This window comes from Acidovorax sp. Leaf73 (assembly GCF_916855635.1).
Taxonomy (GTDB): Bacteria; Pseudomonadota; Gammaproteobacteria; order Burkholderiales; family Burkholderiaceae_C; genus Acidovorax; species Acidovorax facilis.
Genome location: NZ_CAKASI010000001.1, coordinates 1,034,372 through 1,057,450 on the forward strand (window position 1 = coordinate 1,034,372; position 23,079 = coordinate 1,057,450).

At 62.7% G+C, this 23,079-nt stretch carries 17 protein-coding genes and 1 pseudogene; 13 read left to right on the forward strand and 5 right to left on the reverse strand.

All coding sequences use genetic code 11. The features are described 5' to 3' along the window. Positions 1–17: 17 nt before the first annotated feature. Positions 18–956 carry a GSU2403 family nucleotidyltransferase fold protein gene (locus LPA35_RS04830; protein ID WP_228895424.1) on the reverse strand — a complete coding sequence of 313 codons (939 nt, stop codon included), beginning with the start codon at positions 954–956 and terminating at the stop codon, positions 18–20. Between the two features lie 35 nt (positions 957–991). Then, a complete protein-coding gene (locus tag LPA35_RS04835; protein WP_228895425.1) occupies positions 992–2,122 on the reverse strand; it encodes a saccharopine dehydrogenase family protein in 1,131 nt (376 codons plus the stop codon). A 170-nt stretch (positions 2,123–2,292) separates the two neighbouring features. On the opposite strand from LPA35_RS04835, the gene LPA35_RS04840 reads away from it, so the two are divergent. After that, entirely contained in the window at positions 2,293–2,745 is a 453-nt protein-coding gene (locus LPA35_RS04840) for an Lrp/AsnC family transcriptional regulator (protein ID WP_228895429.1), read from the forward strand. 97 nt (positions 2,746–2,842) lie between these two features. Here the strand turns inward: LPA35_RS04840 and LPA35_RS04845 are convergent, their stop codons facing one another. Next, complete coding sequence (locus tag LPA35_RS04845; RefSeq protein WP_121420213.1) at positions 2,843–3,430, reverse strand: lysophospholipid acyltransferase family protein; 588 nt, start codon at positions 3,428–3,430, stop codon at positions 2,843–2,845. A gap of 261 nt (positions 3,431–3,691) precedes the next feature. Between LPA35_RS04845 and LPA35_RS04850 the strand changes: the two genes are divergently transcribed. The 3 genes from LPA35_RS04850 to LPA35_RS04860 all read left to right on the forward strand — a co-directional run bounded on the left by LPA35_RS04850 (position 3,692) and on the right by LPA35_RS04860 (position 6,732). Further along, complete coding sequence (locus LPA35_RS04850) at positions 3,692–4,873, forward strand: alkane 1-monooxygenase (protein WP_228895431.1); 1,182 nt, start codon at positions 3,692–3,694, stop codon at positions 4,871–4,873. 283 nt (positions 4,874–5,156) lie between these two features. Further along, positions 5,157–6,149: a tRNA dihydrouridine(20/20a) synthase DusA gene (dusA, locus tag LPA35_RS04855; protein ID WP_370641368.1), complete on the forward strand. Its 993-nt coding sequence runs from the start codon at positions 5,157–5,159 to the stop codon at positions 6,147–6,149. Beyond that, positions 6,106–6,732, forward strand: coding sequence for a GNAT family N-acetyltransferase (locus LPA35_RS04860; RefSeq protein ID WP_228895433.1), 627 nt, complete (start codon positions 6,106–6,108; stop codon positions 6,730–6,732). The genes dusA and LPA35_RS04860 overlap by 44 nt, the downstream gene beginning before the upstream one ends. Positions 6,733–6,787: 55 nt before the next feature. On the opposite strand, the gene LPA35_RS04865 is transcribed toward LPA35_RS04860, so the two are convergent. Next, entirely contained in the window at positions 6,788–9,592 is a 2,805-nt protein-coding gene (locus tag LPA35_RS04865) for an EAL domain-containing protein (protein WP_228895435.1), read from the reverse strand. A gap of 230 nt (positions 9,593–9,822) precedes the next feature. Between LPA35_RS04865 and LPA35_RS04870 the strand changes: the two genes are divergently transcribed. The 6 genes and pseudogenes from LPA35_RS04870 (at position 9,823) to LPA35_RS04895 (ending at position 17,923) form a co-directional block, all read left to right on the forward strand. After that, a complete protein-coding gene (locus LPA35_RS04870) occupies positions 9,823–10,914 on the forward strand; it encodes a GTP pyrophosphokinase family protein (RefSeq protein WP_228895437.1) in 1,092 nt (363 codons plus the stop codon). Between the two features lie 207 nt (positions 10,915–11,121). Further along, a complete protein-coding gene (gene phaZ / locus LPA35_RS04875) occupies positions 11,122–12,750 on the forward strand; it encodes a polyhydroxyalkanoate depolymerase (RefSeq protein ID WP_228895439.1) in 1,629 nt (542 codons plus the stop codon). A 68-nt stretch (positions 12,751–12,818) separates the two neighbouring features. Continuing rightward, positions 12,819–13,445, forward strand: coding sequence for an RnfABCDGE type electron transport complex subunit B (locus LPA35_RS04880; protein ID WP_228895441.1), 627 nt, complete (start codon positions 12,819–12,821; stop codon positions 13,443–13,445). 325 nt (positions 13,446–13,770) lie between these two features. After that, positions 13,771–14,130 carry an ABC transporter permease gene (locus tag LPA35_RS04885; RefSeq protein ID WP_228895443.1) on the forward strand — a complete coding sequence of 120 codons (360 nt, stop codon included), beginning with the start codon at positions 13,771–13,773 and terminating at the stop codon, positions 14,128–14,130. Positions 14,131–14,162: 32 nt separating this feature from the next. Then, positions 14,163–15,147 (forward strand): annotated as a pseudogene (locus LPA35_RS04890) (IS5 family transposase). A gap of 214 nt (positions 15,148–15,361) precedes the next feature. Next, positions 15,362–17,923 carry a phytanoyl-CoA dioxygenase family protein gene (locus LPA35_RS04895; protein ID WP_228895445.1) on the forward strand — a complete coding sequence of 854 codons (2,562 nt, stop codon included), beginning with the start codon at positions 15,362–15,364 and terminating at the stop codon, positions 17,921–17,923. Positions 17,924–17,950: 27 nt separating this feature from the next. Here LPA35_RS04895 and LPA35_RS04900 read toward each other — a convergent pair whose 3' ends face one another. Further along, complete coding sequence (locus LPA35_RS04900; protein WP_228895447.1) at positions 17,951–19,441, reverse strand: methyl-accepting chemotaxis protein; 1,491 nt, start codon at positions 19,439–19,441, stop codon at positions 17,951–17,953. A 174-nt stretch (positions 19,442–19,615) separates the two neighbouring features. Here LPA35_RS04900 and dapC point away from each other — a divergent pair, with 174 nt between their 5' ends. The 3 genes from dapC (at position 19,616) to LPA35_RS04915 (ending at position 22,926) form a co-directional block, all read left to right on the forward strand. Then, positions 19,616–20,821 carry a succinyldiaminopimelate transaminase gene (gene dapC / locus LPA35_RS04905; RefSeq protein WP_228895449.1) on the forward strand — a complete coding sequence of 402 codons (1,206 nt, stop codon included), beginning with the start codon at positions 19,616–19,618 and terminating at the stop codon, positions 20,819–20,821. Between the two features lie 37 nt (positions 20,822–20,858). Then, entirely contained in the window at positions 20,859–21,692 is an 834-nt protein-coding gene (dapD, locus tag LPA35_RS04910) for a 2,3,4,5-tetrahydropyridine-2,6-dicarboxylate N-succinyltransferase (RefSeq protein WP_121420221.1), read from the forward strand. Positions 21,693–21,762: 70 nt separating this feature from the next. Then, entirely contained in the window at positions 21,763–22,926 is a 1,164-nt protein-coding gene (locus LPA35_RS04915; protein WP_228895451.1) for a PilT/PilU family type 4a pilus ATPase, read from the forward strand. Positions 22,927–23,079 lie beyond the last annotated feature (153 nt).

Genomic DNA, 23,079 nt, shown 5'->3' on the forward strand with positions numbered 1-23,079 from the left:
CCCTCGGAAGTTCACCGTCAGGACACCAGCATTCCTTGGTCGAGCAGACCTCGAACGATGTCGGCCTGGCGGCGGTCCCGGTTGCGCTTGAGTGGTTCGCGCGCGGGGGCTTTTTCTGCCATCCAACGCTTGAATTTCACGAAGGTTGCCGGAGCGATGGTGCGCATCATCGCCATGTGTCCGGTGGCCGATGCCACAACGTGCTCGAAGCGCGGCGCGGTGGTCAGTACCGAAGCGCGGACGGCCTGCACAGGCCACAGATCATCCTCGTCGGAAGAGAAGCGGAAGGGGTGCGGGTCATCGCCCTCGGCCATCCTGCGCAGGAAGTCCACCTCAAAACCTTTGGCGTTGATGGCAGTCTCGTTTTGACCTTCCTTGCGCTGGAAGGTGGAGTCTGCGCGTTGCAGTACCTGAAGCATCGACACGTCTGAACGCTCCATCTCGGTGATGAACCGCACCCTGCGGCGGGCATCCCACAGCAGATCCACATCCTGCGTAGCCAATGCGCCCTGCACGATGCGTACACCCGCTGCGCTTTCGTACGCATACAGCGAATGCGTCCCAACCACGGTGAAGTGCTCCGCCAGGCCCGCGTCTTCGAGCGCCTGCAGAATGTCGATCACCATCGCAGGGGTGCGGCCGACTTTCAAGGCCTTGTTCAGCCGCTGAGCGTCAGTGAGCGCAGCGCGCAGAGTCTTGAGGCGGTCCTCCACGGCTGTCTTGCGACTTGTGAACTCTTTGTAGACCCCCTCCGTTTGTTCATTGCGCGGTCCGATGCGCTCCTGGCTGTTGTCGCGCTGGGTCTTTACAAGGTATTCGTAGGGGCCTTGTGCCTTCCAGTACATGCCGCCCGCATATTGCGATGCCTGTTTGCGGGTGCGCTGGTACTCCTCGAAGATGGTGATCGAGTCGATGAACTGCCGCGCAGCACTGTCCGGAAGGGGAAGATAGTCCATTGGCCGTATAAATTTCAATTTTTTATTTTATACGGCTAAATCGCTTTTAGGCGCTCCCCCGCATATGCCACCCCAAACCGGTTAGCCAGAAAATCCCCCAGCCCCAACGCTTCCTGACCTACAAAACCCCGCTGAGGCAACCGCCCCTGGGCCACCAGGTCGAGCGCCGTGCAGATGCCTGCGGCCGTGGTGAGTTGGATAGCGCTCAGCGTGTGCCCCGCCACCTGGGTGCCGATGATGCGGGCGGAGTACGAGTCCTGCACCAGCCGGCCGCCCTTCAGGCCGGATGCGGTGGCAAACACCACGATCACATCCTGATCGGTGGTCGGAATGGCCGTCTCCAGAATGTCCTTGAGCAGATCGCGCCGGTCACGCAGGCGCAGGTCGTTGAGCAGCAGCTTCAGGATGGCGTTGTGGCCGGGGTAGCGGATGGACTGGTAGTCCACCTGGCGCGCCTTGCCTGCCAGCGTCTCGGTCAATGTGCCCAGCCCACCCGAGGTGTTGAACGCCTCGTATTCCACACCGTCGAGCGCGAAGGTTTCCAGCCCTTCCAGCGCGGGCACTGTGGTGCGCACTCCGTCCACAATGGCCTCGCAGGGGTTGCAGTATTCGTTGATGAGCCCTTCGGTGCTCCAGGTCAGGTTGTAACGCAGGGCGCCCTGGGGGTAGCGCGGAAGCGCGCCCACGCGCATGCGCAGCGTGTGCAGGGTGTCAAAACGGCGCGCCAAATCGTTGCCCACGATGCCGATGAAACCCGGGGCCAGACCACATTGGGGCATGAGCACGCTGCGGGCGTTGGCCGCCAGTGCCCGGATGGCCTGGGTGCTTGCCACGTCTTCGGTCAGGTCAAAGTAGTGCACTCCCGCTCCGGCACAAAGCGTCGCAACCGGCACGGCGCGGTGAAACGGCAGCGCGTTCAGCACGGCAAAACGGCCATCGATGGCGGTCTGCAGGCTTGCGTCGTCTGTCGCCAACTGGGTAGAGACGCCTAGCGCAGCCACCTCGGCCAGGCGCGCCGGGTCGCGGTCCACCACCAGGATGTCGTAGTCGCCGGCCTGCTGCAGCAGCAGCGCCATGGCAAAGCCGATGTGGCCCGCGCCCAGGATGGTGATGGCGCGATGGGTGGCGGCGTGGGAGGCGGTGGAGGTGTTGGAAAGGGTGGTCATAGCGGCACTCCCGGTGGTGGTCACTGCGTGAAGCAGTGAGCGGTGTTGAAGATGCCTTGATGCTAGGCAAGGGTGCTGTCAATGTGTAGCGCTAATAACGTCGAAAAACGCTCCTTGTTCTGCCATAACGGCGAATATGATGGACGTTATGACTTTTTGAGTAGGACCCCATGACACAACCCCTGGACGACACCGACCGCCAGCTGCTGAGCCTCCTGCAGGCCAATGCCCGCGAGGGCACGGCCACGCTGGCACGCAAGCTGGGGCTGGCCCGCACCACCGTGGTGGCGCGCATCGCGCGGCTGGAGCGCTCGGGGGTGGTCGCGGGTTACGGGGTGCGGCTGGGCACCCGGCTCGATGCCACCACCGTGCGGGCCTGGTGCAGCATCAGCGTGCTGCCCAAAACCGCGCCCACCGTGCTGCGCGCGCTGGAGGCCATGGCCGAGGTCGAAGAGGTATCCGCCGTGAGCGGGCCGTTTGACTATCTGGTGTTCTTGCGCTGCACCAGCCATGAGCAGCTCGACGCCCTGCTCGACAAGGTGGGCCAACTGGACGGCGTGCACCAGACGCAGACCAGCATCGTGCTCAGCCGCAAGATTGATCGCCGCAGTGTGGGGGCGTGAGCACCATTAACGCCCGCATTCACTTCATTTTTGATAGCTGCTTGCGCTTTATAGATAAGCGACAGAGCCAAATTTCACCAAAATTCAATGACCTGCATCAGGTCTCGAATTGCTTCGGGTTCTTCCCCTGGATCGGCGCATAAAACGCCTTGATACGCGCCATGTCGCTGTCGAGGTCACCCGTGGGCTCGAACACCGGGCCCAGGCCGCCTACCTTGCGACCATAGTCCACAAACGCAAGCACGATGGGCACACCCGCCTGCTGGGCGATGAAGTAAAAGCCTGTCTTCCAATGCCGCGTTTTGCCGCGTGTGCCCTCGGGCGGCACGATGAGTTGCATGGGGCCATCGGCCTCCCGCATCGCCTGGGCCGACGTGGCGACCAGGTTGCCGGACTGCTCCCGGTTCACCGGAATGCCGCCCAGCCAGCGCATCACGCCACCGAATGGCGCCTTGAACAGGCTGTGTTTGCCCATCCAGTACACCCGCAGGCGGAGCGAGAACGCCAGCATCAGCGTGTAAGGCAAGTCCCAGTTGCTGGTGTGGGGCGCGGCAATCAGCACACTTTTGGCGGCGTGGGTGGGCAAAGCGCCTTCAATCTTCCAGCCGGTAATGCGCAGCGTAAAGCGGGAAAAGGCGCGCAGGAGCGTGTTGACAACCGGAGTGTCAAAAATGGTGTGGTGCATGAGGGGGAGGCAGAAAACAGGCAGCGGCGGTCGTGCCACCGTCAATCGCAAGCGCCGGGAGTATCGCCGATAGCCCCTATGCCCAGTTTTGAGGCAGGGCAACCTGCCCGCGGAGAATCTCGTTGGCGGCATTGTCAACAATCTTCTCCCGGCCTCACTTTGGTCAAAAAGATCTGGCATTTCGAAGGCGCTTGACCAGAATGACTGGCATGGCTCTCCTTCCCCGGAGCCGACCCACCACGCCACGCTACGCCCTGGACCATGCTGCAAGCCGCCCGCAACGACGACGCCACCTACCGCGACCGCAAGCGGTATGCGTGGCTGTTGTCGCTGGTGGTTCCCTGCACCGTGGCCGTGGGCCCAGCGCTCATGCTCTGGACTGGCGAGGCGCTGACGCTGTGGACGCCGGTGGCGTTTTTCTACCTGGCGGCGCCGTTGCTGGACTGGCTGCTGGGCGTGGACCAGAGCAACCCACCCGAATCCGCCGTGCCGGCGCTGGAGCGAGACCGCTACTACCGCCGCATCACCTACCTGCTGGTGCCGGTGCTGTGGGCGGCTTTTATCTTCAGCACCTGGTTTGTGGCCACGCAGACGTTGCCCTGGCATGGTGTTCTGGCCATGGTGTTGACCACGGGCACGGTGGGCGGCTTCTGCATCAACCTGGGGCATGAGCTGGGCCATAAAAACTCCAAGCTCGAACGCTGGCTGGCCAAGTTGGTACTGGCACCCACGGCCTACGGGCACTTCTTCATCGAACACAACCGGGGCCACCACCGCGACGTGGCGACCCCGGCCGACCCGGCGTCGTCGCGCATGGGCGAGTCGATCTACCGCTTCGCGCTGCGCGAAATGCCCGGAGCCCTGCGCCGGGCCTGGGCGCTGGAGAAAGACCGGCTGGCGCGCCAGCAACAACCGCAGTTTTCCTGGCACAACGAAATCCTGCAGCCCGCGCTGATTACCCTGCTGCTATGGACCGCCCTGGCCCTGTGGCTGGGCCTTTTCGTGCTGCCGTTTCTGGTAGTGGCCTCGTTCTGGGCCAACTTTCAGCTCACCTCGGCCAACTACGTAGAGCACTACGGCCTGCTGCGCACGCAAGACGCCAGCGGCCGCTACGAGCCCTGCCAGCCACACCACTCGTGGAACAGCAACCACCTGTTCTCCAACTGGGCGCTGTTTCACCTGCAACGGCATTCCGACCACCACGCGCATCCGCTGCGGCGCTACCAGTCGCTGCGGCATTTCGACCATGTGCCGCAGCTACCGATTGGCTACTTCGGCATGTTCACCCTGGCCTACGTGCCGCCCCTGTGGCGCCGCGTGATGGACCCACGCCTGCTGGCCATGGCGGGGCGCGATGCAACCCACATCAACATCGACCCGCGCCAACGCGCCCAGGTGGTGCGCCGCTATGGGCTGCGCGAAGGGGCGCAGCCGGCGGGCTAGCACGCCCAAAGGCGCAACCGCACAGCGTTTTGTTGCAAGCCATTCGAAAGCTCTGTTTTTGATAGCAATTAGCGCTTGCTAGATAAGCGCTAGCACCCATTTCTATTCAAAACCACACGCTGGTGCTGGCCGCGAGGTCGGTGGGATAATCGCGGCTTTCCAGTTGCAGCCCTGCGGGCGCCTTCGCCCCCACAGGCGCACCCCACGCAACCCCCACCCTCCCCGCTTTTCTAGTTTGCCCGTGGAAACCACCCTGAGCCCCTGGCGCATGTCCGTCGCCCCGATGATGGACTGGACCGACCGCCACTGCCGTTACTTTCACCGGCTGCTGACCCGCCAGACCCTGCTGTACACCGAGATGGTGAACGCGGGCGCCATCATCCATGGCGGCACCGAGCGGCACCTGCGCTTCAACGCCGAAGAGCACCCCGTGGCCCTGCAATTGGGCGGCAACGAGCCCGACAAGCTGGCCGAGGCTGCGCGCCTGGGCGCGCAATGGGGCTACGGCGAAATCAATCTCAACTGCGGCTGCCCCAGCGACCGGGTGCAGCGCGGCGCGTTTGGCGCCAGTCTGATGAAATCGCCTCAGCTGGTGGCCGACTGCGTGAAGGCCATGAAGGACGTGGTCAGCGTGCCCGTCACCGTCAAGCACCGCATCGGCATCGACAAGGTGGAGGACTACGGTTTTGTGCGCGACTTCATCGGCACCGTGGCTGACGCCGGGTGTACCGTGTTCATCGTGCATGCGCGCAACGCCTGGCTGCAAGGCCTCTCCCCCAAGGAAAACCGCGATGTCCCGCCCCTGCGCTACGAGGTGGTGCACCAGCTCAAGGCAGAGTTTCCGCAGTTCACCATCGCCATCAACGGCGGCATCACCACCGATGCGGTGGTGCAAGAGCAGCTCACGCACCTGGACGGCGTGATGATCGGTCGCGAGGCCTACCACAACCCCTGGTGGCTGGCCCGCTGGGACCAGCTCTACTACGGCGAACAAGGTGGTATGCCCTGCCCCCTGACGCGCGAAGAGGTCGAAATCAAGATGGTCGAGTACATGGAGCGCGAGGCTGCCCAGTACGGCACCCCCTGGCCGCACATCGCCCGCCACATGCTGGGCCTGCGCCACAGCCTGCCCGGTGCCCGCATCTGGCGCCAGGTGTGGAGCAACCATCTGCTCAAGGACCGCCCTGCGCGCGAGGTGCATGCGCTGGCGATGCAGGCGTATGCCAACGCGCATGAATCTTCTGCAGACCCAGCAGCCCAGGCCCTGGCTGCCTGACGCCGCGCAGCGGGGTGATGGCTTGCGGGCAGAACCAAAGCGTGTGCAAGTGCGCGTAAAAACCCAAGCCACCGCGCCCGTCGCCTTGCGCGCACCCGTGGCAGCGGATGCAGAGCGCTTTGTCACTTTGGCCGAGCGCAGCCAGGCCCTGCATACACCCTGGACCTCGGCGCCATCGACCCCCGAATCGTTTGCAGCCTATCTGGCGCAGCTGGACACGCCTGCGAACCAGGGTTTTCTGGTGTGCCGGCCGCGCAAAGCGGGCGAAGGCGAACAGATCGTGGGCGTCTTCAATCTCTCACAGATCGTGATGGGCAACTTTCGCAGCGCTTACCTGGGCTACTACGTCTTCGCCGGTTACGAGCGCCAGGGCCTGATGCGTGCGGGCATGCAACAGCTGCTGCGCCACGCCTTTGGGCCACTGAAGCTGCACCGGCTGGAGGCGAACATCCAGCCCGGCAACGCAGCGTCCATTGCGCTGGTGCGGGCTTGTGGCTTCCGGCAAGAAGGCTTTTCGCCCCGCTACCTCAAGATCAATGGCCGCTGGCGGGACCATGAACGCTGGGCGTTCGTGGCCCATTGAGCCACCTTCGGCTCCTGGTTAGGCGGTGCAGCACTTACACCAAGCGCGTAGCGCATCATTGCGGTGAAGTCAGCCTACCCAGCCACGCCGCCAGCGGCTCCGGCCGACCGAACAGGTAGCCCTGCAGGCAGTCACACTGGCTCGCCACCAGAAAATCTGCTTGTGCACGGGTTTCCACACCCTCGGCCACCACGCGCAGGTTCAGGTGGCTGGCGACCGAGATGATGGACTGCACGATGGCAGTGTCGCTCGGGTCGTCAGGGGTGTCGTCCACAAAACTTTTGTCGATCTTGAGCTCGTACAGCGGCAGCCGCTTGAGGTAGGCCAGGCTCGAATAACCAGTGCCGAAGTCGTCGATGGAAAAGCGCACGCCCAGGCCCACGATTTCGGTCATGCGGGCGATGGTGTCGTCCAGGTCTTCGATGAGCAGGCTCTCTGTCACTTCGAGTATCAGGTTGGCTGGATGGGCGCCGGTGTGGGCCAGCATGTGGCGCACGCGCTCGACAAAGTCGTCCTGACGGAACTGCCGCTCGCTCACGTTGACCGACAGCGACAGCTCGCGCCCCGCAGCCTGCAGGCGCGCCAGGGTTTCGCAGGCCTGCTGGATCATCCAGTCGCCCATGCGCAGGATCAGGCCCGAGGCTTCGGCGATGGGGATGAAGCGGCCGGGCGGCACATTGCCGCGCGTGGGGTGGTCCCAGCGCATCAGCAGCTCGCCGCCCACCACGGTGCCGGATGCGTCCACCTGGCTCTGCACGAATGCAGCCAGCTGGCCCAGGGCGTGGGCTTTCTTCAGGTCCTGCTCCAGGGCCAGGCGTTCCTGCACATCAGCCTGCATGGCCGCCTCATAAAAGCGAATGCGGTTGCGGCCCAGGTCCTTGGCGCGGTACATGGCGGTGTCGGCCTCGCGCAGCAGATCTTCGACGCCTTCGCCGCGCTTGGGGAACAGCGTAATGCCGATGCTGCCCGTGGTGCTGTAGAGGTGCGTGTCGATGGTGTATGGCGCCTCCAGCGCAGTGCGGATTTCTTCGGCCACCAGCAGGGCCTGGCGCCCGGCGGCCTCCATGTCGGTCGCCACGTTGTGCGCCAGCACCACAAACTCGTCCCCGCCCAGGCGGGCCACGGTGTCGCCGGGGCGCAGCTGCTGCGTGAGGCGCTGCGCCACCTGCATGAGCAGCGTGTCGCCCAGCGTGTGCCCCCGCGCGTCGTTGATCTGTTTGAAGTTGTCGAGGTCGATGTACAGAACGGCGCCCACCTGCGCCGTTTGCTGGGCGCTGCGCAAGGCGTGCTCCATGCGGTCCAGGAGCATGCGCCGGTTGGGCAGGCCGGTGAGCGCGTCGAAATAGGCCAGCTGGTGCGTGCGCGCCTCGGCCTGCTTGCGCTCGGTGATGTCGCGCGAGAGCGCGATGAACCGGGGTTTATCGCCCGAAGTGGCGCTTTCCTTGCGGGCAATGGACAGCTCAAACCAGTGCGTAGCGCCCTGGAGTTCCAGGCGGTACTGGTGGCCCGCCGAATAGCCCGTGCGGTGCGCGGCCTCCAGCGCTGCATGGCAGCCTGCGGCGGCCTCGGGCGGGACCACGTCGCGCAGCAAGCGACCCAGAAACATCTCGGGCGGCACGGCCAGTGCTTCGGACCGCGCCGACCGATAGTGGTAGATGCAGCCATCCAGCCCCACCTCGAACAACAGGTCGGGGATGGCGTTGAGCGTGCTCTCCAGGTCATCGCGCGTGGCGCGCAGCTCCGCTGTCATGTCGCGTGCCAGTGCCACGGCCCGCTCGCGCCCCGTAGCCAAGAGCCAGGTGAACCAGGCGAGCAACAGGCTCAGCACCATACCCATCAGGGCCACAGGGTGGTGCCCCTCATCCTGAAAACGCGCCGCAAACGCAGGCAGTGGCGACATTTGCAACACCCAGCGGCGGCCACCCAGTTCCAGCACACGCCGTGCCTGCAGACCCGAGGGGGCATCCCCCTGCACAGCGGCCTGGTGCACAACGTTGCTAAATAGCAGGGTTTGAGCGCCTGCTTGGGTGTCGTCGGTGATCCGAAAGCCGATGTCGGCATCAAACTCGCGCGACATGCCATGGACGACGTCTTCCAGGCGAAACGGCGCGGACACCCAGCCGGCAAGGCCCGCGCGCCGACCATGCACCGCGCGCATATCGACGCCCGCGCCATACAGCGGCATGTACATGACCAGCCCCGGGCTGCTGTTTTGCAGCAGCGTCAACTGGCCGGACAAGGCGAGCTCTCCGGTGTCACGGGCCCGGTCCAGTGCTTCCTTTGCTGGGGGAAGTGTCAGCACATCGAATCCCAGCGCCTTGAGGTTGTTGCCCTCCAAGGGCTCGATGTGGGTGATGGGCGCCAGCACCTCGCGCGCACCTTCGGGGCGCACGGTGTATTGGGCAAAACCGCGCTGGCGCATGTCATCCAGGTGTGCCGCCAGTGCCGAAGCAGGTAGCTGCATGACGAGCGAAACCCCCTGCAAGCCAGGGCGCGTTTCACGCAGCTGGAGCGCCCCCACATAGGCCTGAAACTCGGCCCGATCGATGCGCTCGGACCCTTCAAAATACCCCTTGACTCCGCGAAGCACCACCTCGTAGGTGGCCATCCGGTCCTTGAGGTTGTAGGCGATCTGGTCGGCCGCGACCTGAAAGTTCTGCTCCTGCTTGGCGCGGGCACCGCTCTCGGCGCTCTGCCAGTACAAGAACGTCAGCCCCAGGGTCAGCAGCCCCACCAGAGGTGGCAGCACGACGGGAACCCACCGGTGGCTGGTGGTCCCCTTCCCTCCTCCAGGGGAAGGCGCCAAGGGTGTGGACCCAGCGGCTGCATCGACGATCCCTGCCGGAGAATGTTGGGTCATGGCTTTCTGGGTGATATGCCCGCCACGGTCGGCAAAAGCCACCGCCGTGGCGATCTGCACCATTATGGGCATCTGTCCGGCACAAGAAAGCTGTATTTGCGCAAACACTTTGCACACAGGGCAACGCCGGGCGGGCATTGTTGGATATGCTTCCTGCGCACCATCCTCAACACCGCACCAGGGGCCTGAGCACGCCCCCACCCACCACCCTCGCACACCAAAGAACCAGCATGCCATCGCTTGATTTCGACCTGGAGGAATCCCATTTCCGCGCGTTCTACGCGGAGCAATCCGCTGCGCTGGAAACCGCCTGCGCCGCCTTCACCGCCATGGTGGCCGCCGTGGTCACGCAGTCGGGAGGGGTAGAGATCGCCAAGGTGGAGGGCCGCGTCAAGGATGTGGATGAGTGCATCCGCAAGTTCGTGCGCAAATACCGCCCAGCGCTGGAGGAAAACAACACGCCCTACGAGATCCAGCACTACATCACCGACCTGGTCGGCGTGCGTGTGGTGTGCCTGTACGAGGACGAGCTGGAGAAAATTGCGGCCATCGTGCGCGGGCACTTTGCCGTGATCGATGTCACCGACAAGGTGACGGCGGTGGAAAGCACCGAGGCCTCATTTGGCTACAAAGGCCTGCATCTGGACCTCAAGCTCAGCCATGCCGAACGCACGCAGCCTGAGCATGCAGCCTATGCCCACCTGCCGTTCGAGCTGCAGGTGCGCACCATCATCCAGGACTCCTGGAGCGTGCTGGACCACCGGATCAAGTACAAGAAATCGATCCCAGGCGAACTCAAGCGCCGCATCAATGTGCTGTCAGCCCTGTTCGAGCTGGCCGACCGCGAGTTCCGCCAGATCCGCGACGCCACGGCCGCCGAACTGCTGCAAGCCCCCGACGAAACCGCCGAGCCGCTGCCCGACCCTGCCACCGCCGACAACCCGCAGGTCCCCAGCAAGGCCCAAGTCCCCAGCAGCGAGCTCAACGCGTTCACCTTCCTCAAGATTGCAACGCACTTCTTCAAGGACTTCGAGTTCGAGCCTTCCAAGGTAGACGGTTTTGTGGACGACATTCAGGCGTGGTCCCGGGGCATGACGCGGGCCCGCTTCAATGCGCTGATGCGCGAGACCGTGGGTGTGGTCAAGCGCTACAAGCAGCACTTCGAAGAGCAAAACCCCCAGGCCAGCTTCAATCCGTATACCGTGATCCGGCATTGCCTGTACCTGAGTAACAAGACCGCGTTCCGCCCCGCCCTGCGCAACTCGGCCCGGGAGTCGTTCGAGGCGTGGTTGCAGGAGCAGGCTGAGCCAAAGCCGCAATAATTTGAGAAAAATTGGGCCCTACCGCTCGTCCACATTAAATTTACCGCTATCTTTTCAATAGCATTTTGATTGGCATCGGCTCATTGGACAAGCTCCAAGTGAGACGCCTTGATCTGTCGCATAGGTGACTTGGCATTGGTGGTTTTCCTCCATGCGCTTGTTACGAAGTGCTGTTATATTGCACTGCAACATAACGGAGTTTCGCCCATGCTGTATCACATCTACGAAACCCAGCGCTCCCTGATGGAGCCCTTTACCGATTTCGCGCAGGCTGCAGCCAAGCTGTTCAGCAACCCCATGTCCCCCTTCAGCGAAAGCCCGCTGGCGCAGCGCATGTCTGCGGGCTACGAACTGCTGTATCGCCTGGGCAAGGACTATGAAAAGCCCGCTTTCGAGATCCATTCGGTGGATGTGGACGGCGTCGGTGTGGCGGTGCACGAACGCATCGAGATGGACAAGCCGTTCTGCGAACTGCGCCGCTTCAAGCGTTTCTCGGACGACACCGCCACCTTGACCAAGCTCAAGGCCCAGCCTGTGGTGCTGATCGTGGCGCCCTTGTCGGGGCACTACGCCACTTTGCTGCGCGACACCGTGCGCACCATGCTCAAGGACCACAAGGTCTACATCACCGACTGGAAGAATGCGCGGCTGGTCCCCCTGGCCGAGGGCGAGTTCCACCTCGACGACTACGTGAATTACGTGCAGGAGTTCATCCGCCACCTGCAGGGCATCTACGGCAACTGCCATGTGATCAGCGTGTGCCAGCCCACCGTGCCCGTGCTGGCAGCCGTGTCCCTGATGGCCAGCCGTGGCGAAACCACGCCGCTGACGATGACCATGATGGGTGGCCCCATCGACGCCCGCAAATCCCCGACTTCGGTGAACAACCTTGCGACAAACCGTAGCTTTGAGTGGTTCGAGAACAACGTGATCTACCGCGTGCCCGAGAACTTCCCCGGCGCAGGGCGGCGCGTGTACCCAGGTTTTCTGCAGTACACCGGCTTTGTGGCCATGAACCCGGACCGCCACGCCAGCAGCCACTATGACTACTTCAAGGACCTGATCAAGGGCGACGACGCCAGCGCCGAGGCCCACCGCAAGTTCTACGACGAGTACAACGCCGTGCTCGACATGGACGCCGACTACTACCTGGAAACCATCCAGACCGTTTTCCAGGACTACAAACTGGTGCACGGCACCTGGGATGTGCGCTCCCCCGACGGCAAGATCGAGCGCGTGCGCCCGCAGGACATCACCACGACCGCCCTGTTCACGGTGGAAGGCGAGCTTGACGACATCTCCGGCTCGGGCCAGACCGAAGCCGCGCACGATCTGTGCAGCGGCATCGTGCGCAAGGAACAGCGCCATCTGGAGGCCAAGGGCGCGGGCCACTATGGCATCTTCAGCGGCCGGCGCTGGCGCGAAGTGGTCTACCCCCAGGTACGCGCTTTCATCCTGGAACACGAAAAGCCCCAGGCAAAAATCGCAGCTCCCGTCACGGAAACGCCGGACGACAACCCCCCCTACCGCGCAGCAGCAACAACAAAAGCCGCAGCGCCCGCCCCCAAGGCAGCCGCCAAGCCACTCGCCAAACCCGCCGCCACAGCGGCTGTAAAAGCGCCCATCAAAGCAGCCGCCAAAACGCCAACCAAGCCCACGGCCAAGGCGCCTGCGGCGGTGGCCACCCGCTGGGTGGCACCAGCACCCGCAGCCACCACAAGCAAGCCCACCGGCGCTGCCGCACCCGCTGAGGTGGGCGTTGCCACGCCAGCGAAGACTACGGTGACCGCCGCGGCATCTGCCCGCACCCGCCGCAATTCGGCGCGCAAGGCTTGAGCCCCCCCCGGCCAGCTTCTGCATCAACTGCCGCCGTCCTCACGCTTGCGGCGCGGATCGACGCGGCCTTGCCCCAGACACAGTGCACACGCTGCGGCTATCCCGACTGCGCCACATACGCCCTGGCCATTGCCGAAGAGGGCGTGCCCATCAACCAGTGCCCCCCCGGGGGCGCTGAGGGCATCGCCCGCCTCGCAGCCATCACAGGGCAAGCTCCGCTGCCGCTGAGTGCGGAGCATGGTGTGGAAGCCCCACGCACCGTGGCGTACATCGACGAAGCCTGGTGTATCGGCTGCACGCTGTGCATCAAGGCCTGCCCCACCGATGCCATCGTGGGCTCCCACAAGAAAATGCACACCGTTGTCGAGCCCTATTGCACCGGGTGCGAGCTGTGCATTCCGGTGTGCCCCGTGGATTGCATCCAGCTCGAAAACGCCAGCGGGAATGCCACCGGCTGGGCCGCATGGTCGGGTCCTTTGGCGCAACAGGCGCGCCTGCGCTACCAGGCACACCGTGAACGCCTGCCCTTGGAAGCAGTACCGGACGCGGATGATGAAACCCCTCCGTCCTCCGTTGACAACGGCCCTGTCCCTGCCTCCCTCGCAGATACCGCCACGGCGCAGGTTGCCCGCCAGGCCACCATTGCAGCAGCCCTGGAGCGAGCCCGCCAGCGGCGGTCACAAGCTCCGCGCTAGGTTGGGGGCTCTGAGCAAGAGCCCTCTTCATCCGCCCAGGTCGACTAGGACCGGGAAATCTTCAGGCCCAGCCCTCCCTGGCACTTTGAGGGAAGACAAACCCCGCAAAATCGAGCACATTGGAGCAAATTTCACGTTCAGACGGCGCATCGAACAGCCCCCCCGCTGCAGGGCAACCTTCAATGATTCAATAAGAGCGTCCCCACCCGCCCGCCCGCCTAGCACAGATCTTCTCGACAATGCACATCGCGCAATATTAGGCTGAGATTAATGACTATACCAACCAAATCAATACAGCCGCGATTTCAAATGGAATGTGCAATCCATGCAATCTAGCCTTCCCACCACATTGTGGCGGCACCGCAGTTTGGTCCTTGAACTCGTCAAGCGTGAATTTTCCAGCCAATATCGCGGCTCCTTTGGCGGAATATTTTGGTCGCTGGTGCACCCCCTTTTTTTACTGACCATCTACATTATCGCATTTGGAGTAATTTTCAAATCTCGCTGGAACAATGCAGGCAGCGCGGCTGACTATGCATTCATGTTATTCGCCGGGTTGATTATTTTCAATGCATTTTCAGAAGTCCTGAATAAATCACCTCTTCTGATAGCCAGGAACCCTAACTTCGTGAAGAAGGTGGTTTTCCCACTAGGGACCCTCTGCACGAATACCGCTGCGATGTGATTGAGCAAGCTTGAAGCCCAGACAATAGTCGCATGAAGCAAAGCAGCCTGGGCCTGAGCAATACAGTCAAGCGCACCCGCAAGCGCGAGTTCCTGGACGCCATGGAACTGGTGCTGCCCTGGACTGAACTGGTCTCGCTCATAGAGCCGTACGCGCCCGAAGCCGGACGCCGGGGTCAGCAGCCCTTTGCAGTGCAGACCCTGCTGCGCATCCACTTTATGCAGCAATGGTTCAAGCTCAGCGATCCCGCCATGGAAGAAGCGCTGCACGACGTGCCAGCTTTCGGGACTTTGCAGGCCTGTCCCACTGGGACGAGCACATCCCCAGTGAATCGAGCATCCTGCGCTTCAGGCACCTTCTGGAACGCCACAAGCTGGCCGATCAGATCCTGGCCACCGTCAATGCACTCCTGCAAGCTAAAGGGTTGCAGCTCAAAGCGGGCACTGTGGTGGATGCCACGCTGATTGCTGCGCCCACCCCACCAAGAACCAAAGCGGCGAGCGCGACCCCGAGATGCACCAAAGCAAGAAGGGCAACCAGTGGTACTTCGGTATGAAAGCCCACATTGGCGTGGATACGGACTCGGGCCTGGTGCACACGGTGCGAGGCACTAGCGGCAACGTGGGTGACGTGATCGAAGCCAACAGCCTATTGCACGGGCAGGAGGCAGACGCATTTGGAGATGCGGGCTACCAAGGCGTGCACAAACGGCCTGATGCCAAGCCAACCTTGCGCTGGCACGTAGCCATGCGTCCAGGATTGCGCCGGGAGTTGGACAAGGACAAGCCTATTGAGGCGCTGATCGATCAACTGGAGCGCACCAAGGCCAGCATCCAGGCCAAGGTGGAGCACCCGTTCCGCGTGCTCAAGCAGCAGTTCGGGTACGTGAAGGTGCGCTACCGGGGGCTCAAGAAGAACACGGCGCAGCTCGTCACTCTATTTGCGCTGTCAAACCTGTGGATGGCGAGGCACAAGTTGATGGCTTGTAGGGGCAGGTGCGTCTGCAAGGACGCGTAATGCCCCCGCGAAGCCGGGCAATTGCCCTCGCGCAGTGCCTGCTGGGCGTGCCCAATTACCCAAAGCGGGTGCTGTTTTAGTTCGGGCGTCGCTACGGCACAGCCAGAACCGATTCGTGAAGAGCTTCCCTAAAGTGGTGGCTCGCCCAACCACACTCGGTTTGGTATCGTTCCATGATGAGGCATTGACCACCTATTACTTCTGACATTCACAAATGGCACCGCACCGAATTCTGGTCGATTCAGGAAACTATTTCTCCAACAACGACAATCTGGGAGACAGGGCGATTTACCAGGTCATTTTTCGCCGGTTACGGCATCTCTGGCCAGATTGTCAAATACATTGGATAACCCGCAATGCAGCCCTGCTCAGAAAGGATTGTCCCGAAGTCATTGCGCTTGAGCTCACCGAAGAACGCCTCCCCCTGCCACTCATCGCCCTTGGTGCTGATTCCCGGAACCTGGTAACCCAATCATCAGCGGACTGTGCGCGCATCGAGTCGGCGCTGATGGATTGCGATATGGTGATGGCGACCGGCGGCGGATATTTCAGCGACGATTTCTCTGGTCAATCGGAAGTCATCTTGCAGACGCTGGAAGCGGGTATCAGGTTCGGCAAGCCAACGGTCATTCTGAGCTGTGGATTTGAACCCGTCAGCGTTCGCAGCCTTTCGCAGAAGATGCTGGGGGTATTTCCTCTTTTGAGCCTGGTGGTCTGCAGAGAATCGCAGCAAAGCCCGATGGTGGCGAGATCCTTTGGGGTGCCAGAACAACGCCTGGTCGTGGCAGCAGACGAGGCGATTGAACTGGCGTTTAACTTGCACCCCACAGTTCTGGGCGAGAGCCTGGGCATCAACGTCCGCCAAGCGGACTACGCCGGCGTCGATGCCAACACCCTGTCGCGCCTGCGGGAAGGGTTGGGAAGTGCCATTTCACGGCTGGGTGCACCTCTTGTTGCCGGTGTGCCCATTTCGCTTGCCGGTCCTTCCGATCCGGACGCCATTGCCTCACTGCTCCATGGTATCCCGGGCATCAGCTACACCTCCTACCCGGTTGCAACGCCACAGGACGTCGTGCAGCAGATCGGTGCATGCCGTGTAGTCATCACCGGCAGCTACCATGCGGCAGTGTTCGCACTGTCGCAAGGGGTGTCGGTGATTGCCTTGGTGGCATCGCCCCACTACCGGTCGAAAATGCAAGGGCTTCAAGCCCAGTTTGGCGCCGCCTGCCACATAGTGTTTCTGGACCGTGAGGAAACGGCCACGCACTTGGCGACCGCCATACAGGATGCGTGGCATGCAGCAGGGACTGAACGGCAGCGGTTGCTGCAAGTGGCACGACAGCAGGTCAGCGTGGGCCGGGCTGCCTACGAGCGCCTGACCGCGCTAGTGGAGGACGTTCCAGCCAACCCGCGTGACAGCGCAACCTCAGAATTGACAGGTATTTCTACGCAGGCACCCATGAACAAAGACACCTCCGAACTCCCCGTCTGTTTGTCTCCGGAGGAAATTGAGCAATTCCGGGCACAGGGCTACGCAGGGCCATTCACGGCATTCTCGCCCCATGAAATGGAAAAATTCCGCACAACGGTATGTGAGCGGGTGCTGCCCACGCCTACGCCTTATTGCCCATTCGGCCTGCGCGTGCGGCACCTGGACAGCCAAGCGGTCCATGCGATGTGCTCGGCCCCGGCCATCGTGGAACGCATGGCTTCTCTCTATGGGCCGGATCTCGTTCTGTGGAACTCCAATCTTTTCAACAAACCGCCTGCCCGGCCTGAACAGCAAGAGGAATACCCCTGGCACCAAGATCATTACAACTGGAACATGGAACCCATCCTGAACATTTCAGCTTGGCTGGCGATTACGCCGGCAACGCTGGAAAATGGATGCGTGGAAATCATTCCAGGCTCGCACCGGCAAATCATCCCTCCGGCCATCGATACCGATCCAGCCAAGAGCCTTCGGTTCGGGGGCATCGCTTCAGACCCCGCCTACGTGGATGAAACCCGCAAGGTATCCATGGTGCTGGAGCCCGGCCAGTTCTTTCTCTTCAATGAACGGCTGCTGCATCACTCCAACCCCAACCGCACCACGGAGCACAGGCTGGGACTGGCCGTCCGAGTGACGGTCCCCATCGCAAAGGTCAGCGAACCTTTCCCCTGCGTCATGTTGCGGGGTGAAGACCGCATGGGCTTCAACCGGTACATTGAAGCGCCCTTGGACGAGCCCGATTCGCACTGGCTCGCCTCCCTGCCGCCTGGACACGACTACCTCTTTGACCGCCCCATCCCGGGACGGGGCTGGCATGTCCGGGAGACCGAAGGTCCACATCACTTTGCATGGACAGGCCTGGAGCCTGAGACATGGATCGACTTCCGCCCGGTAGGCGTTGGCGATCACCTGCTGCGGATGGAAGTCGTCCACCTGTTGACGATGGCAGCTGTCAGCGAGCTTCAAATGCAGGTGAATGGGCAAGCGATTGCGGTGCACCAGGAACAAGTGGGCGACACGCTCGTCCTGGAGGCCCGTGTTCCCGATGCGGTCTTGCGAAGCCGTGCGGACCGGGTCAGAGTGGTGCTCCAGGGCTCCCCCCTCGTTCGGCCCTGCGATCTGAATCCGGAGAGCACGGACAAGCGCTCTCTGGGATTGGGTATACGCCGGATTGCGCTCTTGCCCATGGATGCCTCCGGAACTGAGGTCGAAGCTGAGGCGACCAACGCAAAAGCACCTGCACCACAACCACCCACTGCCTGGTACCGCCGGCTGCTGGGGTGAGCCCGCCGGTGGCCGAGGGCCGACAACTCAGCGGGCAGCGAGTGCCTTGTAAACCCCACAACCCACATACAGATCGCCCGCGCGGCTGACGTAAGACATTTTCGTCTGCACCGCACCCGTGGCAGGGTTGGTGATGTCGTACTCCACCCAGCCCGGCTCACGATCCGCCTGGGAAACGATGTCGTTCACCAGCCGGCCGCCCGCAATGCCAGGAATGTCCTGCACCCGCGTGCCCACCTTGGCGGTGTTGCCTCCAAAGGCCAGGTAGGTGCCGGCGGGGTCGAGGACAAACACATACATGTCGCGGTCGTGGTAGGGCTGATTCTTGTCAGTGATGCTGCGCAGGAACTGGTCGCGCGAGGTACTCTTGTGCAGCGCCATGGCCTTGCCCACCAGCGCCACAGCCTCCTCGGCCGTGCCCTGCTGCAGGCGGAATGCAGAGACCGCACGCGACAAGGTGGATGCGCGGCTTTCCAGGGCCTCTGCCTGTTGCACGGCATGGCCCACCATCTGGGCGTTGTGCTGGGTGATCTGGTCCAGTTGCTGCACGGCGGCGCTCACCTCGCGCAGGCCGGTGCTTTGCTCGGCACTCGATCCGGAGATTTCGCTCATGCTGGCTGCCACGCTGCGAATGCCCCCCGCCATGTCCGAGATCCCCTCCCCGGCCGACCGAATCAGGCCCGCACTGGTTTCGACCTGACTGACCGAGGCACCGATCAGTTCACGAATTTCGTGCGCGGCATCGCTGGACCGCTTGGCCAGCGTGCGCACCTCTGCTGCCACCACGGCAAACCCACGGCCCTGCTCTCCGGCGCGAGCAGCCTCAACGGCTGCGTTCAGGGCAAGGATATTGGTCTGAAATGCAATGCTGTCGATCACACCGATGATTTCGGTCATGCGCCGCGCACCTTGCTGGATGGCCTCGACCGACTGCACCGCACGTGCCATGGCCTGGGCGCCCACATCGGCTGCGTCACGCACCTGCGCCGCCCGGGTATCGGCACTGTGCGCGGTCTGAGCGTTGTTCTGCACCGCTGAAGACAGTTGCTCCACACTGGCGGCCGTCTGCTCCAGGTTGGCGGCCTGCTGCTCGGTGCGGTCGGCCAGCGAGCGATTGCCCTCGGCCAGGCTCTGCCCAGCATGGGCGACCAGCGCCGCATTGCTACGGATGTCTGCCACCATGGAGGAGAGCGTGATCACCATGCGGTCGAGCGACTGCGCCATCTCGGCCACTTCGTCTTGTCCGTAGTCGCGACGGGGCTGGGCCCGGAGATCCCCGGCCTGGGTCAGCTCTATGGTTTGCGCCAGACCCGCAAGGTCGGTGGCCAGACTGCGGTAAAGCACGAGCAGAGCGTACAACACCACCACTGCGGCCAAGGCAAGCGCCCACCAAGGCGCCCCAAACGCAGCAATGGCAAGTGCCGCCCCCACCAGAAGACTCAGCGAGAGCAGCTTGCCAAGCAAATGCCACCTGCGCATCCACCAGAGCCCCGGACGCAGCGGTAGGAATCCTGACATCGTGTCTCCTCTATTGTTCTGATCAAATGGCCTGAATACTAGGTACACGCACTTACGGCGGATTGACAGACCACGGGCCCATCGACGCATTGAGGTCAGCTCCGGTCACGATCCGCAAAACCACGGCCGATCCAGCGCCGACTGATCTGAGGTGATCGCCCATAATGGCGCCCCATGAATCCCCTGCTTTCCCATCTCCAGCCCTACCCCTTCGAGCGGCTGCGGCAGCTCTTTGCGGGGGTGGTGCCCCCGGCAGCCTACAGCCCCATCAGCCTGGGCATGGGTGAGCCACGTCATCCTACACCGCAGTTCATCAAAGATGCACTCAGTAACAACCTCAGTGGCCTGGCGAGTTACCCCGCCACCGCTGGCGAGTTGGGCTTGCGCGAGGCCTTCACCCGCTGGCTGAATTTGCGCTATGCCATCACGCTGGATCCGGCCACCCAGGTCCTTCCCGTGAATGGTTCTCGGGAAGCACTTTTTTCGTTTGCCCAAACCATCATCGATCCTTCAAAAGGCCAGCCGCTGGTAGTCTGCCCCAATCCGTTCTACCAGATCTATGAAGGTGCAGCCCTGCTGGCGGGCGCGGCCCCTTATTACGCGGCCAGCGACCCGGCACGCAATTTCGCCGTGAATTGGGACGCGGTGCCGGACTCCGTGTGGCAGCGGACGCAGTTGCTTTTTGTTTGCTCCCCTGGCAACCCCACCGGCGCCGTCATGCCGCTGACGGAGTGGAAGAAGTTGTTTGAACTGAGCGACCGGTATGGTTTTGTGATTGCCTCGGACGAGTGCTACAGCGAAATCTACTTCCGCGACGAACCGCCGTTGGGCGGCCTGCAGGCTGCAGACAAGCTCGGCCGCAGCGACTACAAGAACCTGATCTCCTTCACCAGTCTCTCCAAGCGCAGCAACGTGCCCGGCATGCGCAGTGGTTTTGTGGCGGGAGATGCGACCCTGATCAAGGCCTTCCTGCTGTACCGCACGTACCACGGCAGCGCCATGAGCCCCATCGTGCAGGCAGCCAGCATTGCGGCCTGGGGTGACGAGCAGCATGTGGTGGAAAACCGCACGCGCTACCGCAAGAAGTTCGCCCAAGTCACGCCGCTGCTGGCGGGTGTCATGGAAGTAGCCCTTCCCGATGCAGGTTTCTACCTCTGGGCCAAAGTCCCCGAGCAGCTTGCCATGGACGACGCCGAGTTCGCGCGGGCCCTTCTGGCTCAATACAATGTTACGGTGCTCCCTGGCAGCTACCTGGCCCGCGAGGCCCAGGGCAGCAACCCCGGTGCCCAGCGCGTGCGCATGGCCCTGGTGGCCGAAACCGAAGAGTGCGTGGAGGCTGCGTTGCGCATCGTGCAATTCATCCAGTCCCGCACTGCCTGATTTCTGATTCCTGATCCACAGACTGACAGACAACAACATGACCCAACAACTGCAAACCCTCATCGACAACGCCTGGGACAACCGCGCCAGCCTTTCGCCCTCCGCCGCCCCCAAGGAAATCCAGGACGCTGTCGAGCATGTGATCGCCGAGCTGAACAACGGCACGCTGCGCGTGGCCACGCGCGAAGGTGTGGGCCAGTGGACCGTGCACCAGTGGATCAAGAAGGCGGTGCTGCTGTCGTTCCGCCTGAAAGACAACGAGGTCGTCAAAGCCGGCGACCTGGGCTTTTACGACAAGGTGCAGACCAAGTTTGCCCACTTGTCCGAAGAAGAAATGAAGGCCACCGGCGTGCGTGTGGTGCCACCCGCCGTCGCCCGCCGTGGCAGCTTCATCGCCAAGGGAGCGATCCTGATGCCTTCGTACGTGAACATCGGCGCCTATGTGGGCGAAGGCACCATGGTCGACACCTGGGCCACCGTGGGCTCGTGCGCACAGATCGGTGCCAACGTGCACCTGTCGGGTGGCGTGGGCATTGGTGGCGTGCTGGAGCCTCTGCAAGCCGGCCCCACAATCATCGAAGACAACTGCTTCATCGGTGCACGGTCCGAAGTGGTTGAAGGCGTGGTGGTCGAAGAGAACTCCGTGCTGGGCATGGGCGTGTACCTGGGCCAGAGCACCCCCATCTTCAACCGCGCCACGGGCGAGATCAGCTATGGCCGCGTGCCCTCGGGCTCGGTGGTGGTCAGCGGCAACCTGCCCAAAACAGCCGCCAACGGCGCGCCCTACAGCATGTACGCTGCCATCATCGTCAAGCAGGTGGACGCGCAGACGCGCTCCAAGACCAGCATCAACGATCTGCTGCGCGACTGATCGCATTCAAGCCCGGGGCAGGCCATCTCGCCTGCCCGCCGACAGACACCGACAACAAGAGGGAAACACCATGAGCACGATGGAGCGAATTCTTCGCCTGATGAGCGAAAAGAAAGCATCAGACGTCTACCTGTCGGCCAATGCCCCGGCGCTGATCAAGATCAACGGCGAATGCATCCCGATCAACAACCAGATCCTGCCGCCCGATGCGCCACGCAACCTGCTCTCCGAAGTGGTCCCTCCAGATCGCATCGAAGAACTGGAGGAAACCGGCGAGCTGAACATGGGCGTGCCGCTCAGCGGTGTGGGCCGCTTCCGTATCAGTGCCATGCGCCAGCGCGGCAGCTACGCGGTGGTGATCCGTTTCATCTCGCAGCAGATTCCCGAATTCGACTCGCTGGGCCTTCCACCCGTGATGCGCGAACTCATCATGGAAAAGCGGGGCCTGATCCTGATGGTCGGCGCCACGGGCTCGGGCAAGAGCACATCCCTGGCGTCGATGATCGACACCCGCAACGAAGCACTCACCGGCCACATCCTCACCATCGAAGACCCGGTCGAGTACCAGTTCAAGAACAAGAAATCCATCGTCAATCAGCGCGAGATCGGCAGTGATACCCAATCGCTGCAGACCGCCCTCAAGAACGCGCTGCGCCAGGCGCCGGATGTGATCCTGATCGGCGAAATCCGCGACCGCGAAACCATGTCGGCCGCAATTGCCTACGCCCAGTCCGGCCACTTGTGTCTGGCCACGCTGCACGGCAACAACAGCTACCACGCGCTCAATCGCATCTTGTCGTTCTATCCCGTCGAAGTGCGTCCCACCATGCTGGGCGACCTGGCATCCGCCCTGAAGGCCATCATCTCCCAACGCCTGGTGCGCACCATCGACGGCAGCCGTGCTCCGGCGGTGGAAGTCATGCTCAACACCAAGCTGGTGTCCGACCTGATCGAAAAAGGCGATTTCTCAGGCGTCAAAGAAGCGATGGAGAAGTCCATGGCCGAAGGTTCGCTGACCTTTGAGGAAGCCCTCGCCCGGTTGATCATGGACTCCAAGATCGACCGCAAGGAAGGCATGGCCTACGCTGACTCGCCTACCAACCTCATGTGGCGCTTGCAAAACGATTTCTCCCTGGCCGCCAATGCCGCCAAGGCGCAGAAGGAAGCGCGGGATGCACCCGACGACGCGCCTTCCTTCACCGAGATCGTGCTGGACGTCAAACCAGTGGCATGAAATGTCTCCGCCCTGAGTCGCCTGCGGCGCCTTCCCCCTGGGGGACGACGCCCTCGCTGCGGGGCGGTCCTTGGCTTGCCGTCTCTCGCCTAGGCCGCGCTGATGCTTACGCTTCGCTCTCTAACTATAGCTGACTGCACGGCCCCATCCCAC